The following is a 22,300-nucleotide window of genomic DNA, read 5'->3' as shown; positions in this document are numbered from 1 at the left end:
TCATAACCTGAAGGCTGAGGAGGACAAGGAATTAATCCAGCGAATCAATTCCACGACGAACGGCGCTAGCCTGACTCCGCAACCAAATCATCACACCAAAAGCCCCGCATAAACAATGCGGGGCTTTCCGCGTTCTAAGGGCGAGAAAAAGGCGGAGGGCTCTTTTGGTGTCAAAAAGACCAAAGCCTGAGCCCCACCATGGTACTCAAAAGCGCCGGAGAACGCAGTGCGTGGCGTTTTATTAAGTGCATCTAAAGAGTTTGATGCCGAGATAGCTATACGATAACAAGGTCAGTCGCTAACGAGATTTCAGATTGTGCAATGCCGGACGCGGTGAGTGCCTCGCAGAGCTCTATAAGGCGCTCGTACTGACCTGAATCAGTACCTATCAACGTACATCAATGACTTGTTGACGAACCATAGTGTAATGACCTTTTTGATTTTTACTTAATAGGGGGCGCGCTCGGATGCGCGCGGTGCAATGCGATCGTTTCAGGGGATGTGCGCCTCTCTACGCTACGGCATGATCAGGGCCGGACTTGACGTAGCTGCTGTCCCCTTTGTTCGCTCGATCTTCCCAAATGCCGCCGGACGTGGCGTGATTTTTACCTTGCATCATGTTCGCCCTGCGGTCGCTGAACCATTTTCCCCTAATGCACATCTGTCGGTCACACCGGAATTTCTGGAAGAAGCGATCAGCGCGGCAATCGGTGAAGGGCTAACACCCGTTCATTTGCATGACCTGCCCGCTTTGCTTGCTGATAAGGGCGACAGGCGCAAATTTGTGGCGTTCACCCTTGATGATGGCTATCGCAACAACGCCACGTTCGCGGCGCCGATATTCGCAAAATTTTCTGTCCCCTACACAATCTTCATCAATCCCGGGTTTGTGGAACGGCAGCGCAGCGCATGGTGGGAAACTGCCGAAGCATTGACGCGTAAGGCGTCGTGCTTCGCGTTCGATTTTGGCAGAGGGATGGTCAATGTTCGCTGCGAGACACTCAGTGCAAAGCTAGCAGCTTTTGATCGGTTCACAGACTTTGTTCAGGCTATCGATGAAGATGAAGCTGTGCGCCGGATCGATGCGGCAGCGCAGCTCCATGGCGTGGCACCAATGGCGATTGTCGAAAATCTGGTGATGGATGAAGGCGAGTTACGCTTACTGGCGAAAGACCCGTTGGTTCATTTTGGCGCGCATACGATCAACCACGTCAATCTGCGTCGTGTGAAGGATGATAGGCTGCATCAGGAGATAGAGCAGTCTGCTGCTGCTATAGAACGCTATGTCGGGCAGCGCCCGCGCTCTTTCTCTTATCCCTATGGCTGGCCGACTGCCGTTGGTGAACGAGAGACGTCCGCAGTTGCAGATGCAGGGTTTTCCGTTGGGGTGACCACCCAGCCGGGCGTGTTGAGCTGTGACCGCGTTCAATCCCTTATGAGACTGCCGCGTGTGTCGCTGAACGGCTATTATCAGAAGAAGCGCTATGTGAAGGCGCTCATCTCCGGCGTTCCGTTTAAATTCCTGAAAAACAACTGAGACAGTGGTTGCGGTTCGAGGCGGACTCAGACCGCTTATAAGCAAAAATCCCGGACGAAGCCGGGATTTTGAAAGCTAGACTGATCAGAAAACTGGAGCGGGCGAAGGGATTCGAACCCTCGACCCCAACCTTGGCAAGGTTGTGCTCTACCCCTGAGCTACACCCGCTCGCGCCAGCCGATTCTATCAAGAACCGATTCTGTCAGGCCCGCGCTATATGAACCAAGCAAAGAGAGATTGCAACAGGTCGGCACTGCTAATTTTGCATTGTTTTCAACGCATCCGACTGATCATGCAGTTAACAGATTGCAGGCGAATTTACCGCACGCTGGATGCACTTCCCTCCATCACAGCCGGTGCATTGGGCGCCAGCACATTGCAGGACGGAGCTGCTTCAGCTGTCTGCGATGTCGAAGCGACAACGTTTTCCTGTTCATATTTGTCGACCTTCATCGACTTGTTTTCGCGCCAGTTGCCGCGAAGATAAAGAACGCCCGCCATCAGCATGGTGGATAGCATGGCGACCGGAAAACTGAGCCAAAGTGCATCGACACCGAGCCAATCGCGCAAGCCAACCGCAACGCCGAGCCGAACCGGATACATTGATACGAACAGAATGATAAGTGGCCAGATCACCTGTCCATTGGCGCGGACCGTTCCGAACAGGACCATGGAGACACCAAAGGCGATGAACCCCCAGGTCGCCATTTTGCCGATATGCTGGCCGATCGGGATCGCAGAACTGTCAGCGCCGAGAAATATCTCCATCGCCTGCCGGTCGGCCATGAGCAGGACAACCACGAGAACACCGGTCATCAGGATCGCATAGAGCACACCGGTGCGGGTGATGTTGCTGACACGGTCCCAGTTGCCGGCGCCGATATTCTGGGCGGCCATGGCGCTGACCGCCGCGCCAAGCGCCATGGCTGGCATCTGCACATAGGTCCATAGCTGCTGGGTTGCGCCGAAGGCAGCTGTCGTATCGACGCCTTCCTGATTGACCAGCCGCATCATAGTCAGCATAGCGCTCGAAACCACGATCATCTGGATTCCCATCGGCAGCCCCTTGCTGAAGATCAGTTTCAGCACTTTGAGGTCTGGTATGAGAAACCGCAGTTCCTCACCTTTCAAACGCAAGGGGAGATCCTTGCGATAGATGTAGAACAGCATGGCTGCGAGGCTGATGTAATTTGCAACCGCAGTGGCGAGCGCCGAGCCGGATATGCCCAAGGCCGGGATCGGACCGATCCCGAGGATGAGCAGGGGATTGAGGACGATATCCAGGATGACCGCCAGGCCCATGAAGATCAAAGGCGTGATGGAGTCGCCGCTGCCGCGCAGGGCCATCATCAGGATTGTCTGCATAAGGATGGCAGGCATGGCCACGAAGGTGACTTGCAGGAAGGCGCGGGCCAGAGGCGCGATTATGTCCGGCGTACCCAACAGCGTCAGGACATGCGGCGCCAGAAACCAGCCAGCAATGGAAACGAGTATGCTGATCGGCACGAAAGCGCCAAGCGTGGTGCCCGTGATGGCGCGCGCGGTTTCGAGGTCGCGGCGCCCGAAAGACTGCCCGATCAGAATGGTCGAGGCCATGCCGAAACCGAAGACAAAGGCCGTGAGCAGAAACATGACGAGATTGCCGTTGGTCGTGGCCGCCAGCGCATCCGTTCCGAGCAAATGGCCGATCCAGATCGTATCGATGGAACCGTTTGCCGATTGCAGGATCGACGATCCAAGCGTCGGTAAGGCGAAGAGCAACAGGGCTTGATTGATCGGCGCTGTCGTCAGATCCATCTGTGTCTTCATACGCCCTCAATAATATTATGAATTACGTTTTACGAAATGCAGCGTTTCCAAATTAAACCGAATTATCAAAACTGCTACAGCTTTATTGTTCCGCATTGTCGGGGCCACAAATCTGGCGGCTTTACGGCAAGATTTTATGTAAGTTTAGCTTTGACGAATACATCGTAACGGGTGCTTTTGCCCAAGATTTGATGTGAGGGCTTGCGCAAGCCCGCCATCGGTTCGGCACGCAACGGCCACTTCAGCACCACCCGATTGACCGCTGCTTCGAGCGCCACCTGCATCAGCTTTTCCGCATCGGGATCAGTGCCAACGATCTCGCGGATCTGTCGCATTTCCTTTTTGACGAGCGCCGTGTTGCCGCGTGGCGGGTGCATCGGATCGACCATCACCACCTGTGGCCGCAACGCTGGCAACAGCTCGCAGGAATCGCCGTGCAGCAAGGTCATCCGCGCCACGGTTTCAGCATATTGGCCGCCTTCTGCCGCGGCGCGCGCTAGACCCTCCGCCAGCAATGCATGCATTTTTTCCGAGCGCTCGATCAAGGTGACGCGAGCGCCAAGCGAAGCGAGCAAAAATGCGTCGCGTCCTAGACCCGCCGTCGCATCGACAATCTCGGGTGTGACGCTGCCGGTAAAGCCAACGGCTTTGGCAAGCGCCTGTCCGCGTCCTTCACCGGAGCGAAACCGGTGACCGACAGCACCGCCGACGAAATCGACAACCAGCTCCGATGTATCTATTTTCTGCGACATCTATGATCTCGACACAGGATCAGAACGGGCAAGGCGCGGTGAATGTCACGTCGCGCCCGTCGGGATGGCGGAAGGCTAGCTGTTCCGCATGCAGAAGCAAGCGGTCGGCTGCTGCCAGTGCCGCGCCGTCCGCATAAAACTCGTCGCCCAGAATGACATGACCGATTGCCAGCATATGGACGCGTAATTGATGCGTGCGGCCAGTCAGAGGAAAGAGACGCAAGCGCGTGCTGTTTTCACCGCGGCTCAAGACCTGCCAGCGTGTCTGGGCCGGTTTGCCATGCTCGTGGTCGACCCGATGGCGCGGCTTGTTGTCGGGATCGATAGCCAGCGGCAGATCGATGAAACCTTCGTCGCTGTCCATATGTCCCCAGACTTCGGCAATATAGGATTTTTCGGTGGTCCGGGCCTCGAACTGCGCGGCCACATAAGCATGGGCTTTTTTGTTCAGCGACATCAGGACCAGACCGGACGTGTCCTTGTCCAGACGGTTGATCATCAGCGCGCGGGGAAACTGCTTTTGCACCCGCGTGGCAAGGCTGTCGGAGAGGGTGGGATGCCGACCGGGGACAGACAAAAGCCCGCTTGGCTTGTCCAGCACCAGAAGATCCGCATCGCGATGAACTATGGAGATATAAGGCTCCAGCGGCGGATTATAAATGGGGGCAACGGATGACAACACACTCATGCTGCCTTCTAGCATGGTTCATTGGGCACAGAGAAGTATTGCTGCGATGCTAGGTTATGGATTTCGATGAAGAAAATGGCGGAGAGGGTGGGATTCGAACCCACGGTGGAGTTACCCCCACGCCGCATTTCGAGTGCGGTACTTTCGACCACTCAGCCACCTCTCCGCATTGTGCAATCCGGTAAAGCGATCTATATAATCGCACCGTCAAACAGCATCAAAAGCGAATGCTAAGTGTGTAGCGGCTCAATAGCGGGCTGATTGCAATTAGACAAGACCTAATTTGCATTCTCTCGTGAAAATTCTTGACTTTTCCCACGTTCCGAACCTATAAGCACCAGACCTTAGGCGTGGGGCAATCCGCGCCTATTGTTTTGATTGATGATTTCCGGGTTTTCCGGGGCGGCAATCAAGGGGCGCAAGCCCTTCACTTAACCGACTGATAAAAAGACGGCCCATCACTTCGGCGCTAATGTCGTGGAAATGAGAGCCGGACCGAACAACCGAAAGGACAACAAATGTTCGCAGTCATCAAGACCGGTGGCAAGCAGTACCGCGTTGCCGCAAACGATCTGATCAAGGTCGAAAAAGTTGCTGGCGAAGCCGGTGACATCGTAGAATTCGCAGAAGTTCTGATGGTCGGCTCGACCATTGGCGCACCAGTCGTCGCAGGCGCTCTCGTGACCGCCGAAGTCGTCGAACAGGGCCGTGCCCGCAAGGTCATCGCGTTCAAGAAGCGTCGCCGTCAGAATTCGAAGCGCACCCGCGGTCATCGTCAGGAACTGACGACGATCCGTATCTCGGAGATCCTCACCGACGGCGCAAAGCCTTCCAAGAAGGCCGCTGAGAAGAAGGCTCCGAAGGCAGAAGCCGCTGAAGGCGAAGCCGCAAAGCCGAAGAAGGCAGCGCCTAAGAAGGCTGCAGCCAAGGCCGAAACGGCTGAGTAAGTAGAGAGATTAAAGGAGAACACCAATGGCACACAAAAAAGCTGGCGGTTCCTCGCGTAACGGTCGCGATTCAGAATCCAAACGCCTTGGCGTGAAGAAGTTTGGCGGCGAAGCTGTGCTCGCTGGCAACATCATCGTGCGTCAACGCGGCACGAAGTGGCATCCGGGCGCCAATGTTGGCCTCGGCAAGGACCACACTATTTTTGCAACCACGAACGGTTCCGTATCTTTCCGTACGAAAGCCAACGGCCGCACGTACGTATCGGTAAACCCGATCGCGGAAGCAGCAGAGTAAGCCGGGCCTCTTAAAACCACCGGCGTCCCATCGGACCCGGTGTATATGGCAGCCTAGCCAAAAGATCGAAGGGAAGATGGGACCACCATCTTCCCTTTTTGCATCTGGAGGACAGAAAAATGGTTGTCGACGTTTTAGAAGAAGATTGTTACGCAGAAAGCTGTATGAGCCGGGATGAGGGTTTTGCCGATCTCTCCCCCGGTCTGGCGGCTGATCTGGAGCCTGAGTTGGCTCCCGTTTTAGATTGCCCCGTCTTGGTCACCGAAAGGCTGGTTCTGCGCCCGCCGCATGTCGAAGACGTAGATGCCATTTCCTATCTTGCCAACAATCTCCGTGTTTCGGGCATGCTCACTCGCATGCCGCATCCATATACGCGTGAGAATGCCGTCGATTTTGTTGATCGCGTGCGAAAAGGCGAGATGGGCAATTGCATCTACGCCATTACACAAGCTGAGACCGGCATCTTTATGGGTTGTTGCGGCATCCATGCGAATAAACATGGCGACGGGCTGGAGATCGGCTACTGGCTGGGCGAACCCTATTGGGGGCACGGCTTTGCAACTGAGGCCGCTCATTCGCTGATCGATCTGGTGTTCCGGGCAACGGCGGTCAACCGGCTGCATATTTCCTGCCGGGCGACCAACAACGGATCGCGCCGTGTGATTCACAAGTGCGGCTTCCAGTTCAGCAGCATGGGCATGTCGGATACGCTTGCCGCCGGAAACGTTCCGGTCGAACGCTATGTTCTCGACCGGCGCACCTGGATCGGCCTGAGAAGCTGGCAGTCATAAGATAATGAGGCCCTGCGGCCTTGTCCGCAGGGTCCGCAATTATCGGAGAGCGAAATGAATGATAAACATGGAAGCGCGCCAGAAAAGATCGTGCTGCGCGCCCTGGATAAGGGCGATCTGCATCGCTATCGCGCCATCAGACTGAGCGCACTGAGCCGCGCGCCACTGGCCTTTGGTTCGAGTTTTGAGGAAGAAAATGCCTATTCCGACAGCGTGTTTGCGCGCCGTCTGGAACAGGTGAATGGCAATATCATCTTCGGTGCTTTCGACGGTGAAAATCTGCTGGGAACGGCAGGCGTGTTTCGTCATGAACGCAAGTCCGAACGTCATCGCGGAACGCTCTGGGGCGTCTATGTGGCGCCGGAAGCGCGTGGACTGGAACTGGGCAAGGCTCTGGTTCAAAAAGTTATCGAACATGCTGCGGCGCATGTCATCGTTCTCGACGCCAAGGTGGTGGCGACGAACGAACCGGCAAAGCGGATTTATGAGGCGCTCGGCTTCAAGACCTATGGGACTGAGCCGAAGTCGCTTTTTGTGCAGGGGCAGTATCTGGATCAGGAACTGCTCTATATCGACTTCAGCGATGCGGTCTGGAAAGACAAAATCGGATGAAATCCGGCTACTGCAACTGTTTGCAGGAAACGGGTTTTGCTGTAATTGCAATTTGGCTCGCGCAATAGGTTGCGCGGGCCCGGGTTTAAGGCGTGAATGCGCCGCAAGAGGTAAGGTTCAATGAAATTTCTCGATCAGGCCAAGATCTATATCCGCTCCGGCGACGGCGGGGCAGGGGCCGTATCGTTTCGCCGCGAGAAATTTCTTGAATTCGGCGGTCCCGATGGCGGCGACGGCGGCCGGGGCGGTAATGTCTGGGTTGAAGGCGTGGATGGTCTCAACACGCTGATCGATTATCGCTATCAGCAGCATTTTCGGGCCAAGACCGGCATGCATGGCATGGGCCGCAACATGACCGGCGGCAAGGGTGACGATGTCGTTCTCAAAGTCCCGGTCGGAACGCAGGTTTTTGAAGAAGATGATGAAACGCTGATCTGCGATATCACCGAAGTCGGCCAGCGCTATCGTCTGGCCAAGGGCGGTAATGGCGGTTTCGGCAATCTGCATTTCACGACCTCGACCAATCGCGCGCCGCGCCGCGCCAATCCCGGACAGGAAGGCATCGAGCGCACCATCTGGCTGCGTCTGAAGCTGATCGCCGATGCCGGTCTGGTCGGTCTGCCCAATGCAGGCAAATCCACCTTCCTGGCCAGTGTGACAGCAGCCAAGCCGAAGATTGCGGACTATCCATTTACCACGCTTCACCCAAATCTTGGTGTTGCGCGCGTGGATGCACGTGAATTCGTGATCGCGGATATTCCGGGTCTGATCGAAGGCGCCAGCGAAGGCGTGGGCCTTGGCGACCGTTTCCTCGGCCATGTCGAGCGCACGCGGGTTCTGTTGCATCTGGTGTCGGCGCAGGAAGAAGACGTGGCGAAGGCCTATAAGGTCATTCGCGGCGAGCTTGAAGCCTATGAACATGGTCTCGCTGACAAGACGGAAATCGTCGCGCTGTCGCAGATCGATACGCTCGATTCCGATGCGCGCAAGGCCAAGGCCAAGGCGCTGAAGAAAGCCTGCGGGCGCGATCCGCTGCTGCTTTCCGCTGTCAGCCATGAAGGCATGAACGATGCGCTCCGCCAGCTTGGGGCTGTTATCGATGCAAGTCGCGCACAGGAAGCCGGAACGGCGCAAGTCGAAGAATAAGACTGAATGCGGCGAGAGGAATGAGAGCATGCTGAAGCAATTGAAAGACTATCGCCGCATTGTTGTAAAAATTGGTTCCGCCCTTCTGGTGGATCGCGCCAAGGGGCTGAAGCGCGACTGGCTGGAAAGCCTGGGACAGGACATTGCCGCCCTCCATCACGCAGGCGTCGAGGTGCTGGTGGTGTCGTCGGGCGCGATCGCGCTGGGGCGCACCGTGCTTGGTCTGCCGAAGAAAGCGCTGAAGCTTGAGGAAAGTCAGGCCGCAGCCGCTGCCGGTCAGATCGCGCTCGCCAAGGCCTATGCCGACGTGCTCGGCGGCCATGGCATCAAGTCGGGCCAGATTCTGGTGACGCTTTCCGATACTGAAGAGCGTCGCCGCTATCTCAATGCGCGCGCGACCATCGAGACGCTTTTGAAGCTGAAGGCCGTGCCGGTCATCAATGAGAACGACACGGTGGCGACGACAGAAATTCGCTATGGCGACAATGACCGTCTGGCCGCCCGCGTGGCGACCATGATGGGCGCTGATCTTCTGATCCTGCTTTCTGACATTGACGGGCTTTATACGGCGCCGCCGCACAAGAACCCGGATGCCGCGTTTTTGCCGCTGGTGGAAACCATCACGCCGCAGATCGAGGCGATGGCTGGTGCAGCTGCTTCCGAACTGTCGCGCGGCGGCATGAAGACCAAGCTTGACGCGGGCAAGATCGCCAATGCCGCTGGAACGGCGATGATCATCACCTCGGGTATCCGCATGGGGCCGCTTTCGGCGATTGATCGCGGTGAGCGTGCGACTTTGTTTGAAGCTGCCCGCGCGCCGGTCAACGCCTGGAAGACCTGGATTTCCGGCAATCTGGAACCGGCAGGCCGTCTGTCCGTGGATGCAGGTGCCGTGAAGGCGCTGAAATCGGGCAAGTCGCTTTTGCCAGCGGGTGTGAAGGAAGTGAGCGGCCAGTTCGAACGTGGTGACACGGTTGCCGTGCTAAACGAGGACGGTCGCGAGATTGCGCGTGGGCTGATTGCTTACGATGCCGATGATGCGCGCAAGATTGCCGGACATAAAAGCGATGAGATCAGCACCATTCTTGGCTATGATGCCCGGGCGGCTATGATCCATCGCAATGATCTCGTGGTGCGCGGCGCAGCCGTGGCTGCCGAGACCGAAAATGCCTGAACACTGAAAGGCGGGGAGAGGATGCTGAATAAAGTGGAAGCTGGAAGCGACATAGCCGCGATCATGGCCGAAGTGGGCCGCAAGGCGAAAGCCGCCGCAGCACCACTGGCGATTGCGGGTGCGGAACAGAAGAACAAGGCGCTTCTGGCCGCAGCCGACGCCATTCTCCAAAGCCGCGACGCCATTCTCGACGCCAACAAGCTTGATCTGGCCAATGCCGCCGAGAGTGGGATGGCCGCTTCCTTCGTGGATCGCCTGACGCTGGACGACAAGCGCATTGAGGCGATTGCAGAGGGCATCCGCGCCATTGCAGCATTGCCTGACCCGGTTGGCGCGGTTATCGCCGAATGGGATCGTCCCAACGGTCTGCATATCGAGCGCGTGCGCACACCGCTCGGCGTTATCGGCGTCATTTATGAAAGCCGCCCCAATGTGACGGCGGATGCGGGCGCGCTCTGCCTCAAGGCTGGCAATGCGGTGATCCTGCGCGGTGGTTCGGATTCGGCCCATTCGTCAGCGGCTATTCACAAAGCCCTGGTGGCGGGACTTGAAGCGGGCGGCCTGCCTGCCGATGCCATCCAGATCGTGCCGGTGACGGATCGCGCGGCGGTCGGTGAAATGCTGAAGGGCCTCGACGGCGCTATCGATGTGATCGTCCCACGCGGCGGCAAAAGCCTCGTCGCGCGCGTTCAGTCGGAAGCGCGGGTGCCGGTTTTTGCGCATCTGGAAGGCATCTGCCATCTTTATGTCGACAAAACCGCCCAACTCGACATGGCGCGCAAGATCGCGGTCAATGCCAAGATGCGGCGCACGGGCATTTGTGGATCAGCGGAAACGTTGCTGGTGGATCGCGCCGTCGCTTCGACGCATCTGGTGCCGATCCTTGAGGATCTGGCCGCCAAGGGCTGCGAAATTCGTGGCAGCGAAGAGGTGAGGGCGCTCTATTCGGCAGCGATAGTGGCGACGGAGGAAGACTGGGCCACCGAATATCTGGACGCGATCATTTCCGTGGCGCTTGTGGATGGTGTCGATGGCGCAATCCGGCATATCAACCGGTATTCCTCGCATCACACCGAAGCCATCGTCGCCGAGGATGCGGAAGCCGTTGCGCGTTTCTTCAACGAAATAGACTCCGCCATTTTGCTGCACAATGCCTCGACGCAATTTGCGGATGGCGGTGAGTTCGGCATGGGTGCGGAAATCGGCATCGCCACGGGCAAGATGCATGCGCGTGGCCCGGTGGGTGTCGAGCAGCTCACCTCGTTCAAATATCGCGTTCGCGGCAACGGGCAGATTCGAAGCTGATGCGCTTTGGCTTCGGTCTTTCCGCATTGAAGGAACAATATCCCGATGTGGGTGCGCATTATCTGCGCATGCCGCATGCCGAAAAAGGCATGGCGGTCGGCCTGTTTGGCGGTTCGTTCAATCCCCCGCATGGGGGTCACGCGCTGGTCGCGGAGATCGCCATCCGGCGGCTGAAGCTCGACCAGCTCTGGTGGATGGTAACGCCCGGTAATCCGTTGAAAGACCGTCGCGAATTGGCGCCATTGGCGGAAAGGTTGCGGTGGAGCGAGGAAATCGCCAGCGATCCGCGCATCAAGGTGACGGCGCTCGAAGCTGCCTTCAACGTGCGCTATACCGCCGATACGCTGGCCCTGATCCGCGACGCCAACCCGGGTGTGCATTTCGTCTGGGTGATGGGCGCCGATAATCTGGCTTCCTTCCATCGCTGGCAGCGCTGGCGCGAGATCGCCAATAATTTCCCGATTGCGGTGATCGACCGTCCCGGCTCGACGCTGGCTTACCTGTCGTCGCGCATGGCGCAGACTTTTTCGCATAGCCGTCTGGACGAGCAATATGCGCCGACGCTGGCGCGCCGCACACCACCGGCCTGGACCTTCATCCATGGGCCGCGTTCTTCGCTTTCATCAAGCGCCATTCGCAAGTCGGGTACACGATCTTGATGGTTTCGTGGCTGTCTCAACAAGATATGCGCAAAAAAGAACAAAATATTGAAAAAGTGAACGGCCCTGTAAGGTCCTGACTCTTGAAACAAAACAGGGACTCTGCCTATCTTAGCTATGTACGGTGCTTTTAACTGCCGTAGCAGCTTGTTCTTGTTAGAAAGGCAATACACTGAGAACAGCACTTGAGAAGAAGGCTCACCACGCGCCTTCACCGGTCAGGATGAACGAGACAGATCTCGTGTCCCAGACCTTCGACGCGGCCTTGGCCAGTCTCGAAAACTCCAAGGCAGAATCCATCATCCCCATCGACATTCGCGGAAGATCAACGATCGGCGATTATATGATCGTCGCGTCGGGCCGTTCGCACCGTCATGTGACGGCTGTGGCCGACCATCTTTTGCAGGCGCTGCATCAAGCGGGCTGCAAGAACCTGCGGGTCGAAGGGCTAGAAAGTGGCGATTGGGTCCTGATCGACACGGGCGATATCATCGTGCACATCTTCCGACCGGAAGTCCGTGACTTCTACAATATCGAGAAGATATGGCTCGATGACGATTTCGACGACGAACGCGCGTTGGGAACCGTCCATTGACCTGTCGTCTGCTGCGACCCGGCAGGCTTTAACTCCTGCCATATTGAGGGCGCGATGCGTGTGAGTGTTTATGCCGTGGGCCGGATGAAAGCCGGCCCCGAACGGGAGTTGGTCGAGCGCTATTTCGACCGTTTTTCCAAAGCTGGCCCGCCTTTGGGGCTGGAATTCGCCGGTGTGAGCGAAATCCCGGAAAGTCGTGGCCAGACCGTTGATTTGCGCAAGGCCGAGGAAGCGCAACGCATCCATGAAGCGCTGGATAATGGCGCGGCTCTTATTCTTCTCGACGAACGCGGCAAGGCGCTGGGTTCCGAAGCCTTTGCCGAGCGCATCGGGCGCATGCGTGATGATGGCAAGCGGCAGCTGATCGTCGCCATCGGCGGTCCAGATGGGCACGACCCGGCATTACGGTCGCGCGCCGATCTGGTTCTGGCGCTGGGCGAATTGACCTGGCCGCACCAGATTGCCCGCATTCTGATTGCCGAACAGCTTTATCGCGCTGCAACCATTCTGGCTGGCCATCCTTATCATCGGTCGTGAAAATCTTTGTTTCTTTGCTAAAGCGTTTCTTCTTGGGATTGCACTCTGCAAACAGAAGCGTTTAATGGTCTTACTCTATTGTTTTTATTAGAATATTCTGAAATGCACGAGGAAATGAGTAAGCCTACCGTCATCACGCTCTCGACCATTCCGCCCCGGTTTCACCTTTTAAAGCCAACGCTGCTGTCGCTTCTGTCACAAAGGCTGAAGGCGGCTGAAGTTCGGCTTTATATACCGCACACATACAGGCGCTTTCCCGATTGGGATGGGCGGTTGCCGGAAGTGCCTGCGGGCATAACGATCGTCCGCTGTGACGAAGATTTCGGCCCTGCGACCAAGGTTTTACCGGCTGCCCGTGATCTCAAGGGGCGGGACGTGGATATTCTGTTCTGCGACGACGACAAGATTTACGATGCCGACTGGCACCGGCGCTTCAAGACGGAAGCTGAGCGCAAGCCGGGTCATTGCATTGTTGAAGTCGGTGAAACATTTCCCGATATTGCCGATGCAGGCAGGCCTGCCGACCGGCTTCCGCGCAGTCGCTGGAGGGTCAAGGACGGCAAATACAGAATGAAGCGCATTGCTTCGCTGTTTTTGCACAAGCCGGACCTGAGCACGCCGGGCTATGTCGATCAGATTTCCGGCTTCGCTGGCGTTCTCGTTCATCCCGATTGGTTCGATGAATTGTTCTACGATATTCCCGACATCATGTGGACCGTGGATGATCCCTGGATTTCCGGCCATCTGGAAAGACGCGGCATTCCCATCTGGATGATCGGTGAAAACAGCCGCCGCGCCGAGGGTAAGGGAAGCGGCGTGAGCGCGCTGCTGAACCATGTCGAAGACGGACAGGATCGCGTGGATGCGGACCTGCTGGTGATCGATTATTTCCGGCAGCAATACGGCATCTGGCAAAAAACCGAAATGGTTGACGAAAAGGCGAGCCATCGCACGGCTTCCATGCGCGAAATGATGCGGCGCAGAAAAGTCGAGCTGGGATTGATGGCTGCTTGATGTCGTTCTGGAAACGAACTCTTTTTTGGTAATCAGGGTTTGCGATCATCGGGCTTATGGTTGATGTTTCGTTAACGGTATCGGGATAGGTTGGTCCCGATACCGTTTTCGGCTCTGAATTTGGCCTTGTTTCGTCCCGATAGAACACGCATGAGTCCTGTACTTCTTCCCAGCAAGCTCCGGCTGCTCGCTCTAACGCGGGTGGGCTTGTTTACGACCTTCACTGTTATTGGCATGATTGGGTATCCTCTGTCCGGCATTGCGCAGGATGCCTTGCAGCAGCAGCGCGATCAGGCGGCAGGCGAATATGAGCAGCTGACCAGTGAACTGACTGTGACCGGAGACAAGCTCAAGCAGCTGGAAAGCGAGGTTGCGAGCCTCAAGAAGGATCAGGACACGATCACCGCCGCCCTGATCCAGTCGGCCAAGACCGACAAGAAATTACAGCAGGACATTGCCGATATTGCCGAAAAGCTGGTCTCCCTGCACGAGCAGGAGGCCGGTATTCGCACATCGTTGCGGGCGCGGCGCGGGGTGCTGGCCGAAGTGCTGGCAGCCTTGCAGCGTATGGGGCTCAATCCGCCGCCTGCCATTCTCGTCCGGCCCGACGATGCGCTTGCATCGGTGCGCAGCGCCGTGCTGCTTGGCGCGGTCGTGCCGGAAATGCGCGGGCAGGTGGAAGAGCTGACCGGCGATTTGAAGGATATGCAGACGGTCACCGCTTCCATCACGCAGGAGCGCGAAAAGCTGCAACAGACCCGCACCACGCAGGCCGAGGAGCAGAAGCGCCAGTCGCTTTTGCTTGAAGAAAAGAAAAAGCTGCAGGCGCAGTCGGAACAGGAAATGGAAGCGCAGCGCAAGCGCTCGGCAGAACTGGCGGCGAAGGCGGGCAGCCTCAAGGAACTGATCGATACGCTTGACAAGCAGATGGCGGGCGTGCGTGACGCCGCCGATGCGGCGCGCAAGGCGGAAGCCGAGCGTCTGGCGTCGGCGCGGGAGCGCGCAGGCGAGGCAACGCCCGATGACAATCATCTGCGTGCGCAGACGAATTTCGCTTCCCTACAGGGAAAACTGGTACTCCCGGCGGCGGGCAAAACTGCACGCCGCTTCGGCGACAAGGACGGTGCTGGCGGCGCGATGATGGGGCAGGTGCTGGAAACCTTGCCTTCTGCCACGATTACGTCACCTTCCGATGGCGTTGTACTTTATGCGGGACCGTTCAGATCTTACGGGCAACTCTTGATCCTCGATGCTGGCAATGGATATCATATCGTGATGGCAGGCATGGGGCGAATCGATGTGGCGCAAGGCCAGTTTGTACTGGCGGGCGAGCCGGTCGCGGCGATGGGCGATAAACTTCTCGCGAGTGTTGCGCCGATAGAGGTGGGCAATGGTGCGCCGTTGCTTTACATTGAGTTTCGAAAAGATGGAAAACCCGTCGATCCGGCCCCATGGTGGACCGAGCGGCTTTCTGGAAGGACGTAAAAATGATACGTAAACTGTCGCTGCTGTTCGCCGGAGCCCTGATGGGAGCTTCCGCCATGGTGATGGTGCAGGGCGCTCCAGCTTCGACGGCTTTCGCAGCCGCCAAGGATGCTGACGTCTACAAAGACCTGGCGCTCTTCGGCGATATTTTCGAACGTGTGCGCGCGCAATATGTGACGCCGCCAGATGACAAGAAGCTGACGGAAAGCGCCATCAACGGCATGCTGACCTCGCTCGATCCGCATTCGTCCTATCTCAATCCGGAAGCCGCGCAGGATATGCGCGTGCAGACCAAGGGTGAATTCGGCGGCCTCGGCATTGAAGTCACCATGGACAATGATCTGGTGAAGGTGATTGCGCCGATCGACGATACGCCCGCCTCGAAGGCCGGTGTTCTCGCGGGCGATCTCATCACCAAGATCGATGGTCAGGAAGTGCGGGGCCTCAGCCTCAGCGATGCGGTCGACAAGATGCGCGGTGAAATCGGGTCCTCGATTGAGCTGACGCTCATGCGTCAGGGCGTCGACAAGCCGATCACGCTCAAGATTGCGCGCGCCGTCATCAAGGTGAAGGCCGTTCGTTACCGTGTCGAAAACGATGTCGGTTATGTGCGCGTGATTTCGTTCACCGAACAGACCGCTGAAGATCTCGGCAAGGCGATCAAGGATATCCAGAGCAAGATCCCGGGCGACAAGCTGAAGGGCTTCGTGCTTGATCTGCGCCTCAATCCGGGTGGTCTGCTCGATCAGGCCGTGGCTGTTTCCGACGCTTTCCTCGACAAGGGCGAAGTGGTTTCGACTCGTGGCCGCGATCCGCAGGACGTGACGCGCTTTGACGCCCGCAAGGGTGATCTGACCGACGGCAAGCCAGTGATCGTGCTGATCAATGGCGGTTCGGCCAGCGCTTCGGAAATCGTTGCGGGCGCTCTTCAGGACCACCGCCGCGCGACGGTGCTTGGCACACAGTCCTTCGGCAAAGGCTCGGTGCAGACCATCATCCCGCTTGGCGAAAACGGATCGCTGCGTCTGACCACGGCGCTTTATTACACGCCATCGGGCAAGTCGATCCAGGGCAAGGGCATCACGCCGGACATCAAGGTGGAACAGCCATTGCCGCCGGAACTAAAGGGTGAGGACGTCGTTCGCGGCGAATCCGAACTCAAGGGCCACATCAAGGGTAATGCCGAAGATGACAATGGCTCCGGTTCGTCGGCCTATGTTCCTGCCGATCCGAAGGATGACATCCAGCTCAACGAAGCTCTGAAGCTTCTGCGTGGTGAAGTGGCGAATGCCGCATTCCCGCCGGATCCGAAGAAGGGCGTGCTGAACTGATCGTTCCATGCTGGATCTGAACAGCCCGCTCGGACTGGACAAGAAACCGCGAAAGCGCGGGGGCGAACGCTCCCGCGCTTTTCGTTGGTCTTTGCTTGGCTTGGGCGCGGCAGTCGTACTGGGTATCGCGGGCGGTATGATGTTCACCGTCTGGCAGACCAACCGCGATGCTTTTCGCAAACCTGAAAAGGCGGCAATTGCCGAGGCGCAAACGCCGCCCGACGCCGCGGTCAAAACTGGGCAGCAGGCATCGACTGCGACCGGTAACACACCCGCGCCGGGCACCGCGCTGCGCGGAACCGGGGGGCAGCAAACCGGCCCGGCAATCATCAAGGTCACGCCTGATATGCCCAATGTCACTGCCGGGACGGCAGATGGCAATGTCGTCGTTGTTCAGAACCAGCACAAGGCAGGGCAGGACCAGCGGGTCGCGCATCTGCCGGAAAAGGCGCTGGTCGAGAAAAGCCCGACCGGACCATTGCCGGTGCGCGGGGCAGATGGTTTGCGCCCGATGGATGCCTATGCGGTGGGCTGGTCGGGTGCGCGGGGCGCAAGGATTGCGCTGGTTATTGGCGGGCTTGGCCTGTCACAGACCGGTAGCATGGAAGCTGTAGACAAGCTGCCATCGGAAGTGACGCTGGCCTTTGCGCCGCAGGGCAACAGTCTGCAGCGGTGGATGCAGGCGGCGCGCCAGAACGGCCACGAGCTGTTGCTGCAATTGCCGATGGAGCCATTCGATTACCCGCGCATCAACCCGGGGCGCAATACGCTGACGGTGGATGACGGGGTCGCCAAAAACCAGACGTCGCTTTTGTGGGCCTTGTCGCGCATGACCAATTATGCCGGGGTGATGAACTATATGGGCGCGCGCTTTACCGGCGAGGCGGAAGCATTCGCGCCGGTGCTGGGCGAGATCGGCAGGCGCGGGCTTTATTATCTGGATGACGGCACGTCAGCGCGTAGTCAGGCCGACCGGATCGCACAAAAGGACGCCGTACCATTTGCTGCTGCCGATGTGCTGATCGACGCGTCACAGGACCGCTCGGCGGTGCTTGACCGTCTCGAAGAGCTGGAACGCATTGCACGCGCCAATGGCAGCGCGATTGGCACCGGCTCCGCTTTTGGCGTGACCGTCGATGCGGTGCGGGATTGGGCCAACGAGGTCAAGAAACGCGGCATCGAAATCGTTCCGGTTTCGGCGCTGGTCCGTGACCCGGAACGTCAGTAAAACTTACATATCACGGAGAATGTCATGTCGAAGCATAAAGGTCCGGTCGATCCTGAAAGCTTGCCATATCGCCCCTGTGTCGGGCTGATGGTGTTGAACAAGGCCGGTCTGGTCTGGGCAGGTCATCGCATCGTCATTCCGGGCGATGAGATGGATGGCGCGACGCAGCTCTGGCAGATGCCGCAGGGCGGGATCGACAAGGGCGAGGACCCGGTCGAAGCCGCATTGCGCGAGCTTTATGAAGAAACCGGCATGAAGTCGGTCTCGCTGCTTGCCGAAGCGCCGGACTGGATCAATTATGATCTGCCACGGCATCTGGTCGGTCAGGCGCTTAAGGGCAAATATCGCGGCCAGACGCAGAAATGGTTCGCCTATCGTTTCGAGGGTGACGAGAGCGAGATCGCCATCAACCCGCCGCCCGGCGGTCATACGGCTGAGTTCGACCGCTGGGACTGGAAGCCGATGCAGCAACTGCCGGAGCTGATCGTGCCGTTCAAGCGGAAGGTCTACGAGGAAGTTGTCGCCGCTTTCCGGCATCTGGCGCCGTGATTTTTGGGCGCATTCTGTCGTAATTTCAGAGTGTGCTCAAATTTGCGCACCCCTCTTGTGCGTTGGACCAACATATTGTCAACTCACTCCAGTTGCGCCGGGTGACGGCGCTCCAACTGATTGTTTTGACGCACATCTCGCCCGAAAACCGTTTCACACTTTTCGGGATGTGCTCTGGAGGGAGAAAAGCGCATGGATGTTGGAAGTCTAATCGTATTTCTTTTTGTCGGCCTCGTCGCGGGCTGGCTGGCCGGTAAGGTTGTGCAGGGCGGCGGTTTCGGCATGATCGGCAATATCATTGTCGGCGTGATTGGCGCGTTCTTCGCGGGCTGGCTTTTGCCGCGCCTCGGCTTTTCGGTCGGCGGCGGTATCATTGCCTCGATCATCAATGCATTCATCGGCGCGGCGATACTTCTGATCATTCTGCGCATCGTCAAACGCGTCTAGAGTGTCAGCATGTTCTGCAAGGCCCGGCTTGTTGAAGCCGGGTCGTTCCATTCCCGAAGTCACGTGACATGACACCGAATTCCAAACTGTCGCTCGGTCTGGTTCTCACCGCATCGGCTGGTTTCGTTGATGCAATAGCCTTCCTGCAACTGGGCGGGTTCTTCGCTTCCTTCATGAGCGGCAACACCACGCAGCTCGGTGTCGCGCTTGCCGGTCAACCCGGCGTGCAGGGGACGGTGTTGGTCTGGTTTCCCGCCGTGCTGATCGTCCTGTTCTTCAGCGGCGCGTTTCTGGGCACGCTTGCCGTGCGAGCCTATGGTCGCTGGGGCAGCCTTTATGTCATGGCAAGCGTGGTAGTGATGCTCGTGCTGGTCAGTATCCTGCGGCGCGATGGGGCCATGCTCGTCCAGCCGGTGCTGCTGCTTGCCGCCGCCATGGGCGCGCAGAATGCCGCCGTGCAGCCGATCGGCGCGGCGCGTCTTGGCGTTACTTATGTCACGGGAACGCTATTCAATGCTGCCGCAGACCTCGCCGGTGCATTTCGCGGCGAAGTGCCGAAATGGCGCTGGGCGCAGCACGCCGCCGTGTGGCTGGCGCTGATGCTGGGCGCGGTGGGAGGCGGGTTGGGCCATTACTATATCGGCCTCGACGCCTTGTTCGTGCCGGTCGTGATGATTGTCGGTGTGATGGTTGCTTATGTCAAACTCAAGTGAATAGCGATTTTTCGCTTTCGACCAGTTCCGAGATCAAGGCCGATACCGCCGTCACACGGCGCAGCGTTCGGGCGGATTCATGATAGGCCAGCCAATAGGCGCGGCGGATGACCCGGTCCGGCAGAACCGGCACCAGATCGGGATCGGCGCGCGCGATGAAGGCATGCAATATGCCGATGCCCGCACCTGCGCGCACCGCTTCCACCTGGCCCAGCGCGCTCGACACTTCAAAAGCCGGTTTCCAGTCGCGACTGATTTCCGGCGCATAGGCGAGCGACGGGTTGATGACCAGATCTTCCACATAGCTGATCATGCGATGGTGGCTAAGGTCCTCGGCAGTTTCCGGCGTGCCATTGGCTTCCAGATAGCTGCGATGGGCATAGAGGCCGAGCGTATAATCGACCAGCCTGCGCGCGATAAGCCGCCCCTGATCCGGGCGTTCTACGGTGATGGCGATATCGGCCTCGCGCCGGGACAGCGAGAAGGACCGCGGCACCGGCACCAGCTGGATGGTGAGGTCTGGATATTGCTGTGTCAGGCGGGCAAGGCGTGGCGCCAGAAAGGTCACGCCGAAACCATCCGGCGCGCCGATGCGCACCGTGCCCGAAACCGCGACATCGGCATTGCCGACCTGCGCGCGGGCGGAGAGCATTTCCGCTTCCATGCGCTCGGCGGCGAGCAAAAACTCCTCGCCTGCTTGTGTTAGCGTCGAGCCATTGGTGCGCCGCGTCAAAAGTGTGGTGGAGAGCGCGGTTTCGAGCGCCGTCAGCCGTCGCGCCACGGTGGTGTGGTTCAGACCAAGCCGCTTGGCTGCGCCCAAAATCTGGCCCGAACGCGCCACCGCGAGGAATATTCGAATGTCATCCCAGTTCATGATGTAGGAGTACTATAAAAAATGCACAACGGATACGCTTTTCAGCGTCTTGCAATCACGAATTTGCAGAGTCAGGATAGGGATAACGATGGGGACGATGCGAGTCCTCATAAACGGTAATCAGGGAGGTTTCTCGATGCGCAATATCGGACATTTTATCGGCGGCAAGCATGTTGCCGGTAATAGCGGTCGCACCGCCGACGTTTTCCAGCCGCTCGACGGCACGGTTCAGGCCAAGGTGGCGCTTGCGACCAAGGATGAAGTGCGCGCTGCCGTTGAAAACGCCAAGGCTGCCCAGCCTGCATGGGCCGCGACGAACCCGCAGCGCCGCGTCCGCATCCTGCGCAAGTTCCTCGAACTCGTCGAAGCTGAATATGACAGCCTGGCCGAACTTCTGGCGCGCGAGCATGGCAAGACGATTGCCGATGCCAAGGGCGACATTCAGCGCGGTCTTGAAGTTGTGGAAGTCTGCCTCGGCTCTGCGCATATGCTGAAGGGCGAGTTCACCGACAATGCCGGTACGGGCATCGACACCTATTCCATGCGTCAGCCGCTCGGCGTTGTTGCCGGTATCACCCCGTTCAACTTCCCGGCCATGATCCCGCTCTGGAAGGCTGGTCCAGCGATTGCCTGCGGCAATGCCTTTGTTCTGAAGCCATCCGAACGCGATCCGGGCGTCCCGATGCGTCTGGCTGAACTGTTCATGGAAGCGGGTCTGCCTGCCGGCATCTTTAACGTCGTCAATGGCGACAAGGATGCCGTCGATGCGCTGCTCGACGATCCGGATGTGCAGGCCATCGGCTTCGTCGGCTCCACGCCGATTGCCCAGTACATCTACGGTCGCGGCTGCTCGAACGGCAAGCGCGTTCAGTGCTTCGGCGGCGCCAAGAACCACATGCTCATCATGCCCGATGCCGATATGGACCAGACCGTCGATGCGCTTATCGGCGCTGGTTACGGCTCGGCAGGCGAACGCTGCATGGCAATTTCGGTTGCTGTGCCAGTCGGTGAAGATACCGCCAACCGCCTGATGGAAAAGCTCATCCCGCGGGTTGAATCGCTTAAGATCGGCCCGTCCACCGACAATTCTGCCGATTACGGCCCGGTCGTCACGCAGGCTGCCCTTGACCGCATTCGCGGCTATGTCGATCTCGGTGTCGAAGAAGGCGCGAAGCTGGTTGTCGATGGCCGTAACTTCAAGATGCAGGGCTATGAAAATGGCTTCTACATGGGCGGCTGCCTGTTCGACAATGTGACGCGCGACATGCGCATCTACAAGGAAGAGATTTTCGGCCCGGTTCTCTCCGTTGTCCGCGCCAAGAATTACGAGGAAGCGCTCGCATTGCCGAACGATCATGAATATGGCAACGGCGTCGCCATCTTCACCCGCGACGGCGATGCGGCCCGCGATTTCGCAAGCCGCGTGCAGGTCGGAATGGTCGGTATCAATGTGCCGATCCCGGTTCCGATCGCTTACTACACCTTTGGTGGCTGGAAGGCTTCCGGTTTCGGCGATCTCAACCAGCACGGTCCGGATGCATTCCGCTTCTACACCAAGACCAAGACCGTCACCTCGCGCTGGCCGTCTGGCGTGAAGGACGGGGCAGAATTCGTCATCCCGACGATGAAGTAATTAGGCGCTACTCCTGCCTCATCCTGAGCTTGTCGAAGGATTTGGCAGGTGGCTGTGGGCACCTTGTCCCCCGTAAAACCCCACCCAAGCGGTGGGGTTTTTGTTTTCCAGTGTTTTGCGGTAGGATTCCTCGTCCGACTGTGCTACGGCGACGCTGTCCCCTTTCCTGAATGCAAAAC

General features: G+C 58.3%; 23 protein-coding genes and 2 tRNA genes. 19 read left to right on the top strand and 6 right to left on the bottom strand.

Annotation, left to right across the window (positions count from 1 at the left end; genetic code table 11):
* Nucleotides 1–733: 733 nt before the first annotated feature.
* Nucleotides 734–1,537 carry a polysaccharide deacetylase family protein gene (locus ABWW11_RS20965; protein WP_353411487.1) on the top strand — a complete coding sequence of 268 codons (804 nt, stop codon included), beginning with the start codon at nucleotides 734–736 and terminating at the stop codon, nucleotides 1,535–1,537.
* Nucleotides 1,538–1,630: 93 nt separating this feature from the next.
* On the opposite strand, the gene ABWW11_RS20960 is transcribed toward ABWW11_RS20965, so the two are convergent.
* From ABWW11_RS20960 to ABWW11_RS20940, 5 genes are all read right to left on the bottom strand, one after another.
* Nucleotides 1,631–1,705 (bottom strand) — tRNA-Gly (locus ABWW11_RS20960).
* Nucleotides 1,706–1,855: 150 nt separating this feature from the next.
* Entirely contained in the window at nucleotides 1,856–3,346 is a 1,491-nt protein-coding gene (locus ABWW11_RS20955; protein WP_109369863.1) for an MATE family efflux transporter, read from the bottom strand.
* A gap of 134 nt (nucleotides 3,347–3,480) precedes the next feature.
* A complete protein-coding gene (locus ABWW11_RS20950) occupies nucleotides 3,481–4,098 on the bottom strand; it encodes a class I SAM-dependent methyltransferase (RefSeq protein ID WP_109369862.1) in 618 nt (205 codons plus the stop codon).
* 19 nt (nucleotides 4,099–4,117) lie between these two features.
* A complete protein-coding gene (locus ABWW11_RS20945) occupies nucleotides 4,118–4,786 on the bottom strand; it encodes a pseudouridine synthase (RefSeq protein WP_109370325.1) in 669 nt (222 codons plus the stop codon).
* A gap of 76 nt (nucleotides 4,787–4,862) precedes the next feature.
* Nucleotides 4,863–4,952, bottom strand: a tRNA-Ser gene (locus tag ABWW11_RS20940).
* Between the two features lie 352 nt (nucleotides 4,953–5,304).
* On the opposite strand from ABWW11_RS20940, the gene rplU reads away from it, so the two are divergent.
* The 17 genes from rplU to ABWW11_RS20855 all read left to right on the top strand — a co-directional run bounded on the left by rplU (nucleotide 5,305) and on the right by ABWW11_RS20855 (nucleotide 19,614).
* Entirely contained in the window at nucleotides 5,305–5,733 is a 429-nt protein-coding gene (gene rplU, locus ABWW11_RS20935) for a 50S ribosomal protein L21 (protein WP_109369861.1), read from the top strand.
* A 25-nt stretch (nucleotides 5,734–5,758) separates the two neighbouring features.
* Complete coding sequence (gene rpmA / locus ABWW11_RS20930) at nucleotides 5,759–6,028, top strand: 50S ribosomal protein L27 (RefSeq protein WP_109369860.1); 270 nt, start codon at nucleotides 5,759–5,761, stop codon at nucleotides 6,026–6,028.
* A 119-nt stretch (nucleotides 6,029–6,147) separates the two neighbouring features.
* Nucleotides 6,148–6,819 carry a GNAT family N-acetyltransferase gene (locus tag ABWW11_RS20925; protein ID WP_109369859.1) on the top strand — a complete coding sequence of 224 codons (672 nt, stop codon included), beginning with the start codon at nucleotides 6,148–6,150 and terminating at the stop codon, nucleotides 6,817–6,819.
* 54 nt (nucleotides 6,820–6,873) lie between these two features.
* Nucleotides 6,874–7,431 (top strand): GNAT family N-acetyltransferase, encoded by a 558-nt coding sequence (locus ABWW11_RS20920; RefSeq protein WP_109369858.1) that lies wholly within the window; start codon nucleotides 6,874–6,876, stop codon nucleotides 7,429–7,431.
* A 120-nt stretch (nucleotides 7,432–7,551) separates the two neighbouring features.
* Nucleotides 7,552–8,577: a GTPase ObgE gene (gene obgE, locus ABWW11_RS20915; protein WP_109369857.1), complete on the top strand. Its 1,026-nt coding sequence runs from the start codon at nucleotides 7,552–7,554 to the stop codon at nucleotides 8,575–8,577.
* A gap of 28 nt (nucleotides 8,578–8,605) precedes the next feature.
* The gene (gene proB / locus ABWW11_RS20910; RefSeq protein WP_109369856.1) at nucleotides 8,606–9,751 is read left to right on the top strand and encodes a glutamate 5-kinase; all 1,146 of its coding nucleotides are present in this window, start codon (nucleotides 8,606–8,608) and stop codon (nucleotides 9,749–9,751) included.
* A 21-nt stretch (nucleotides 9,752–9,772) separates the two neighbouring features.
* The gene (locus ABWW11_RS20905) at nucleotides 9,773–11,056 is read left to right on the top strand and encodes a glutamate-5-semialdehyde dehydrogenase (RefSeq protein WP_109369855.1); all 1,284 of its coding nucleotides are present in this window, start codon (nucleotides 9,773–9,775) and stop codon (nucleotides 11,054–11,056) included.
* Nucleotides 11,056–11,715 carry a nicotinate-nucleotide adenylyltransferase gene (locus ABWW11_RS20900; RefSeq protein ID WP_109369854.1) on the top strand — a complete coding sequence of 220 codons (660 nt, stop codon included), beginning with the start codon at nucleotides 11,056–11,058 and terminating at the stop codon, nucleotides 11,713–11,715. Before ABWW11_RS20905 ends, ABWW11_RS20900 begins: the two co-directional genes overlap by 1 nt.
* A gap of 223 nt (nucleotides 11,716–11,938) precedes the next feature.
* Nucleotides 11,939–12,310 carry a ribosome silencing factor gene (rsfS, locus tag ABWW11_RS20895; protein WP_109369853.1) on the top strand — a complete coding sequence of 124 codons (372 nt, stop codon included), beginning with the start codon at nucleotides 11,939–11,941 and terminating at the stop codon, nucleotides 12,308–12,310.
* Nucleotides 12,311–12,364: 54 nt separating this feature from the next.
* Entirely contained in the window at nucleotides 12,365–12,847 is a 483-nt protein-coding gene (gene rlmH / locus ABWW11_RS20890; protein WP_109369852.1) for a 23S rRNA (pseudouridine(1915)-N(3))-methyltransferase RlmH, read from the top strand.
* Between the two features lie 114 nt (nucleotides 12,848–12,961).
* Entirely contained in the window at nucleotides 12,962–13,861 is a 900-nt protein-coding gene (locus ABWW11_RS20885; RefSeq protein WP_124915903.1) for a glycosyltransferase family 2 protein, read from the top strand.
* A gap of 234 nt (nucleotides 13,862–14,095) precedes the next feature.
* Nucleotides 14,096–15,346 carry a murein hydrolase activator EnvC family protein gene (locus ABWW11_RS20880; protein ID WP_244597180.1) on the top strand — a complete coding sequence of 417 codons (1,251 nt, stop codon included), beginning with the start codon at nucleotides 14,096–14,098 and terminating at the stop codon, nucleotides 15,344–15,346.
* A 2-nt stretch (nucleotides 15,347–15,348) separates the two neighbouring features.
* Nucleotides 15,349–16,677, top strand: a complete 1,329-nt coding sequence (locus ABWW11_RS20875; RefSeq protein ID WP_121538681.1) for a S41 family peptidase — start codon at nucleotides 15,349–15,351, stop codon at nucleotides 16,675–16,677.
* Between the two features lie 7 nt (nucleotides 16,678–16,684).
* Nucleotides 16,685–17,905, top strand: a complete 1,221-nt coding sequence (locus ABWW11_RS20870; RefSeq protein WP_109369848.1) for a divergent polysaccharide deacetylase family protein — start codon at nucleotides 16,685–16,687, stop codon at nucleotides 17,903–17,905.
* A 24-nt stretch (nucleotides 17,906–17,929) separates the two neighbouring features.
* The gene (locus ABWW11_RS20865) at nucleotides 17,930–18,454 is read left to right on the top strand and encodes an RNA pyrophosphohydrolase (RefSeq protein ID WP_109369847.1); all 525 of its coding nucleotides are present in this window, start codon (nucleotides 17,930–17,932) and stop codon (nucleotides 18,452–18,454) included.
* 192 nt (nucleotides 18,455–18,646) lie between these two features.
* The gene (locus tag ABWW11_RS20860; RefSeq protein ID WP_078340905.1) at nucleotides 18,647–18,901 is read left to right on the top strand and encodes a GlsB/YeaQ/YmgE family stress response membrane protein; all 255 of its coding nucleotides are present in this window, start codon (nucleotides 18,647–18,649) and stop codon (nucleotides 18,899–18,901) included.
* 68 nt (nucleotides 18,902–18,969) lie between these two features.
* Complete coding sequence (locus ABWW11_RS20855; RefSeq protein WP_109369846.1) at nucleotides 18,970–19,614, top strand: YoaK family protein; 645 nt, start codon at nucleotides 18,970–18,972, stop codon at nucleotides 19,612–19,614.
* On the opposite strand, the gene ABWW11_RS20850 is transcribed toward ABWW11_RS20855, so the two are convergent.
* Entirely contained in the window at nucleotides 19,607–20,488 is an 882-nt protein-coding gene (locus tag ABWW11_RS20850) for a LysR family transcriptional regulator (RefSeq protein ID WP_109369845.1), read from the bottom strand. The genes ABWW11_RS20855 and ABWW11_RS20850 overlap by 8 nt on opposite strands.
* Nucleotides 20,489–20,624: 136 nt before the next feature.
* Here ABWW11_RS20850 and ABWW11_RS20845 point away from each other — a divergent pair, with 136 nt between their 5' ends.
* A complete protein-coding gene (locus tag ABWW11_RS20845; RefSeq protein WP_109369844.1) occupies nucleotides 20,625–22,121 on the top strand; it encodes a CoA-acylating methylmalonate-semialdehyde dehydrogenase in 1,497 nt (498 codons plus the stop codon).
* Nucleotides 22,122–22,300 lie beyond the last annotated feature (179 nt).

The organism is Brucella sp. NBRC 113783, assembly GCF_040372265.1.
Lineage (GTDB): Bacteria > Pseudomonadota > Alphaproteobacteria > Rhizobiales > Rhizobiaceae > Brucella > Brucella teleogrylli.
This window is presented reverse-complemented; position numbering and strand designations above follow the sequence as displayed.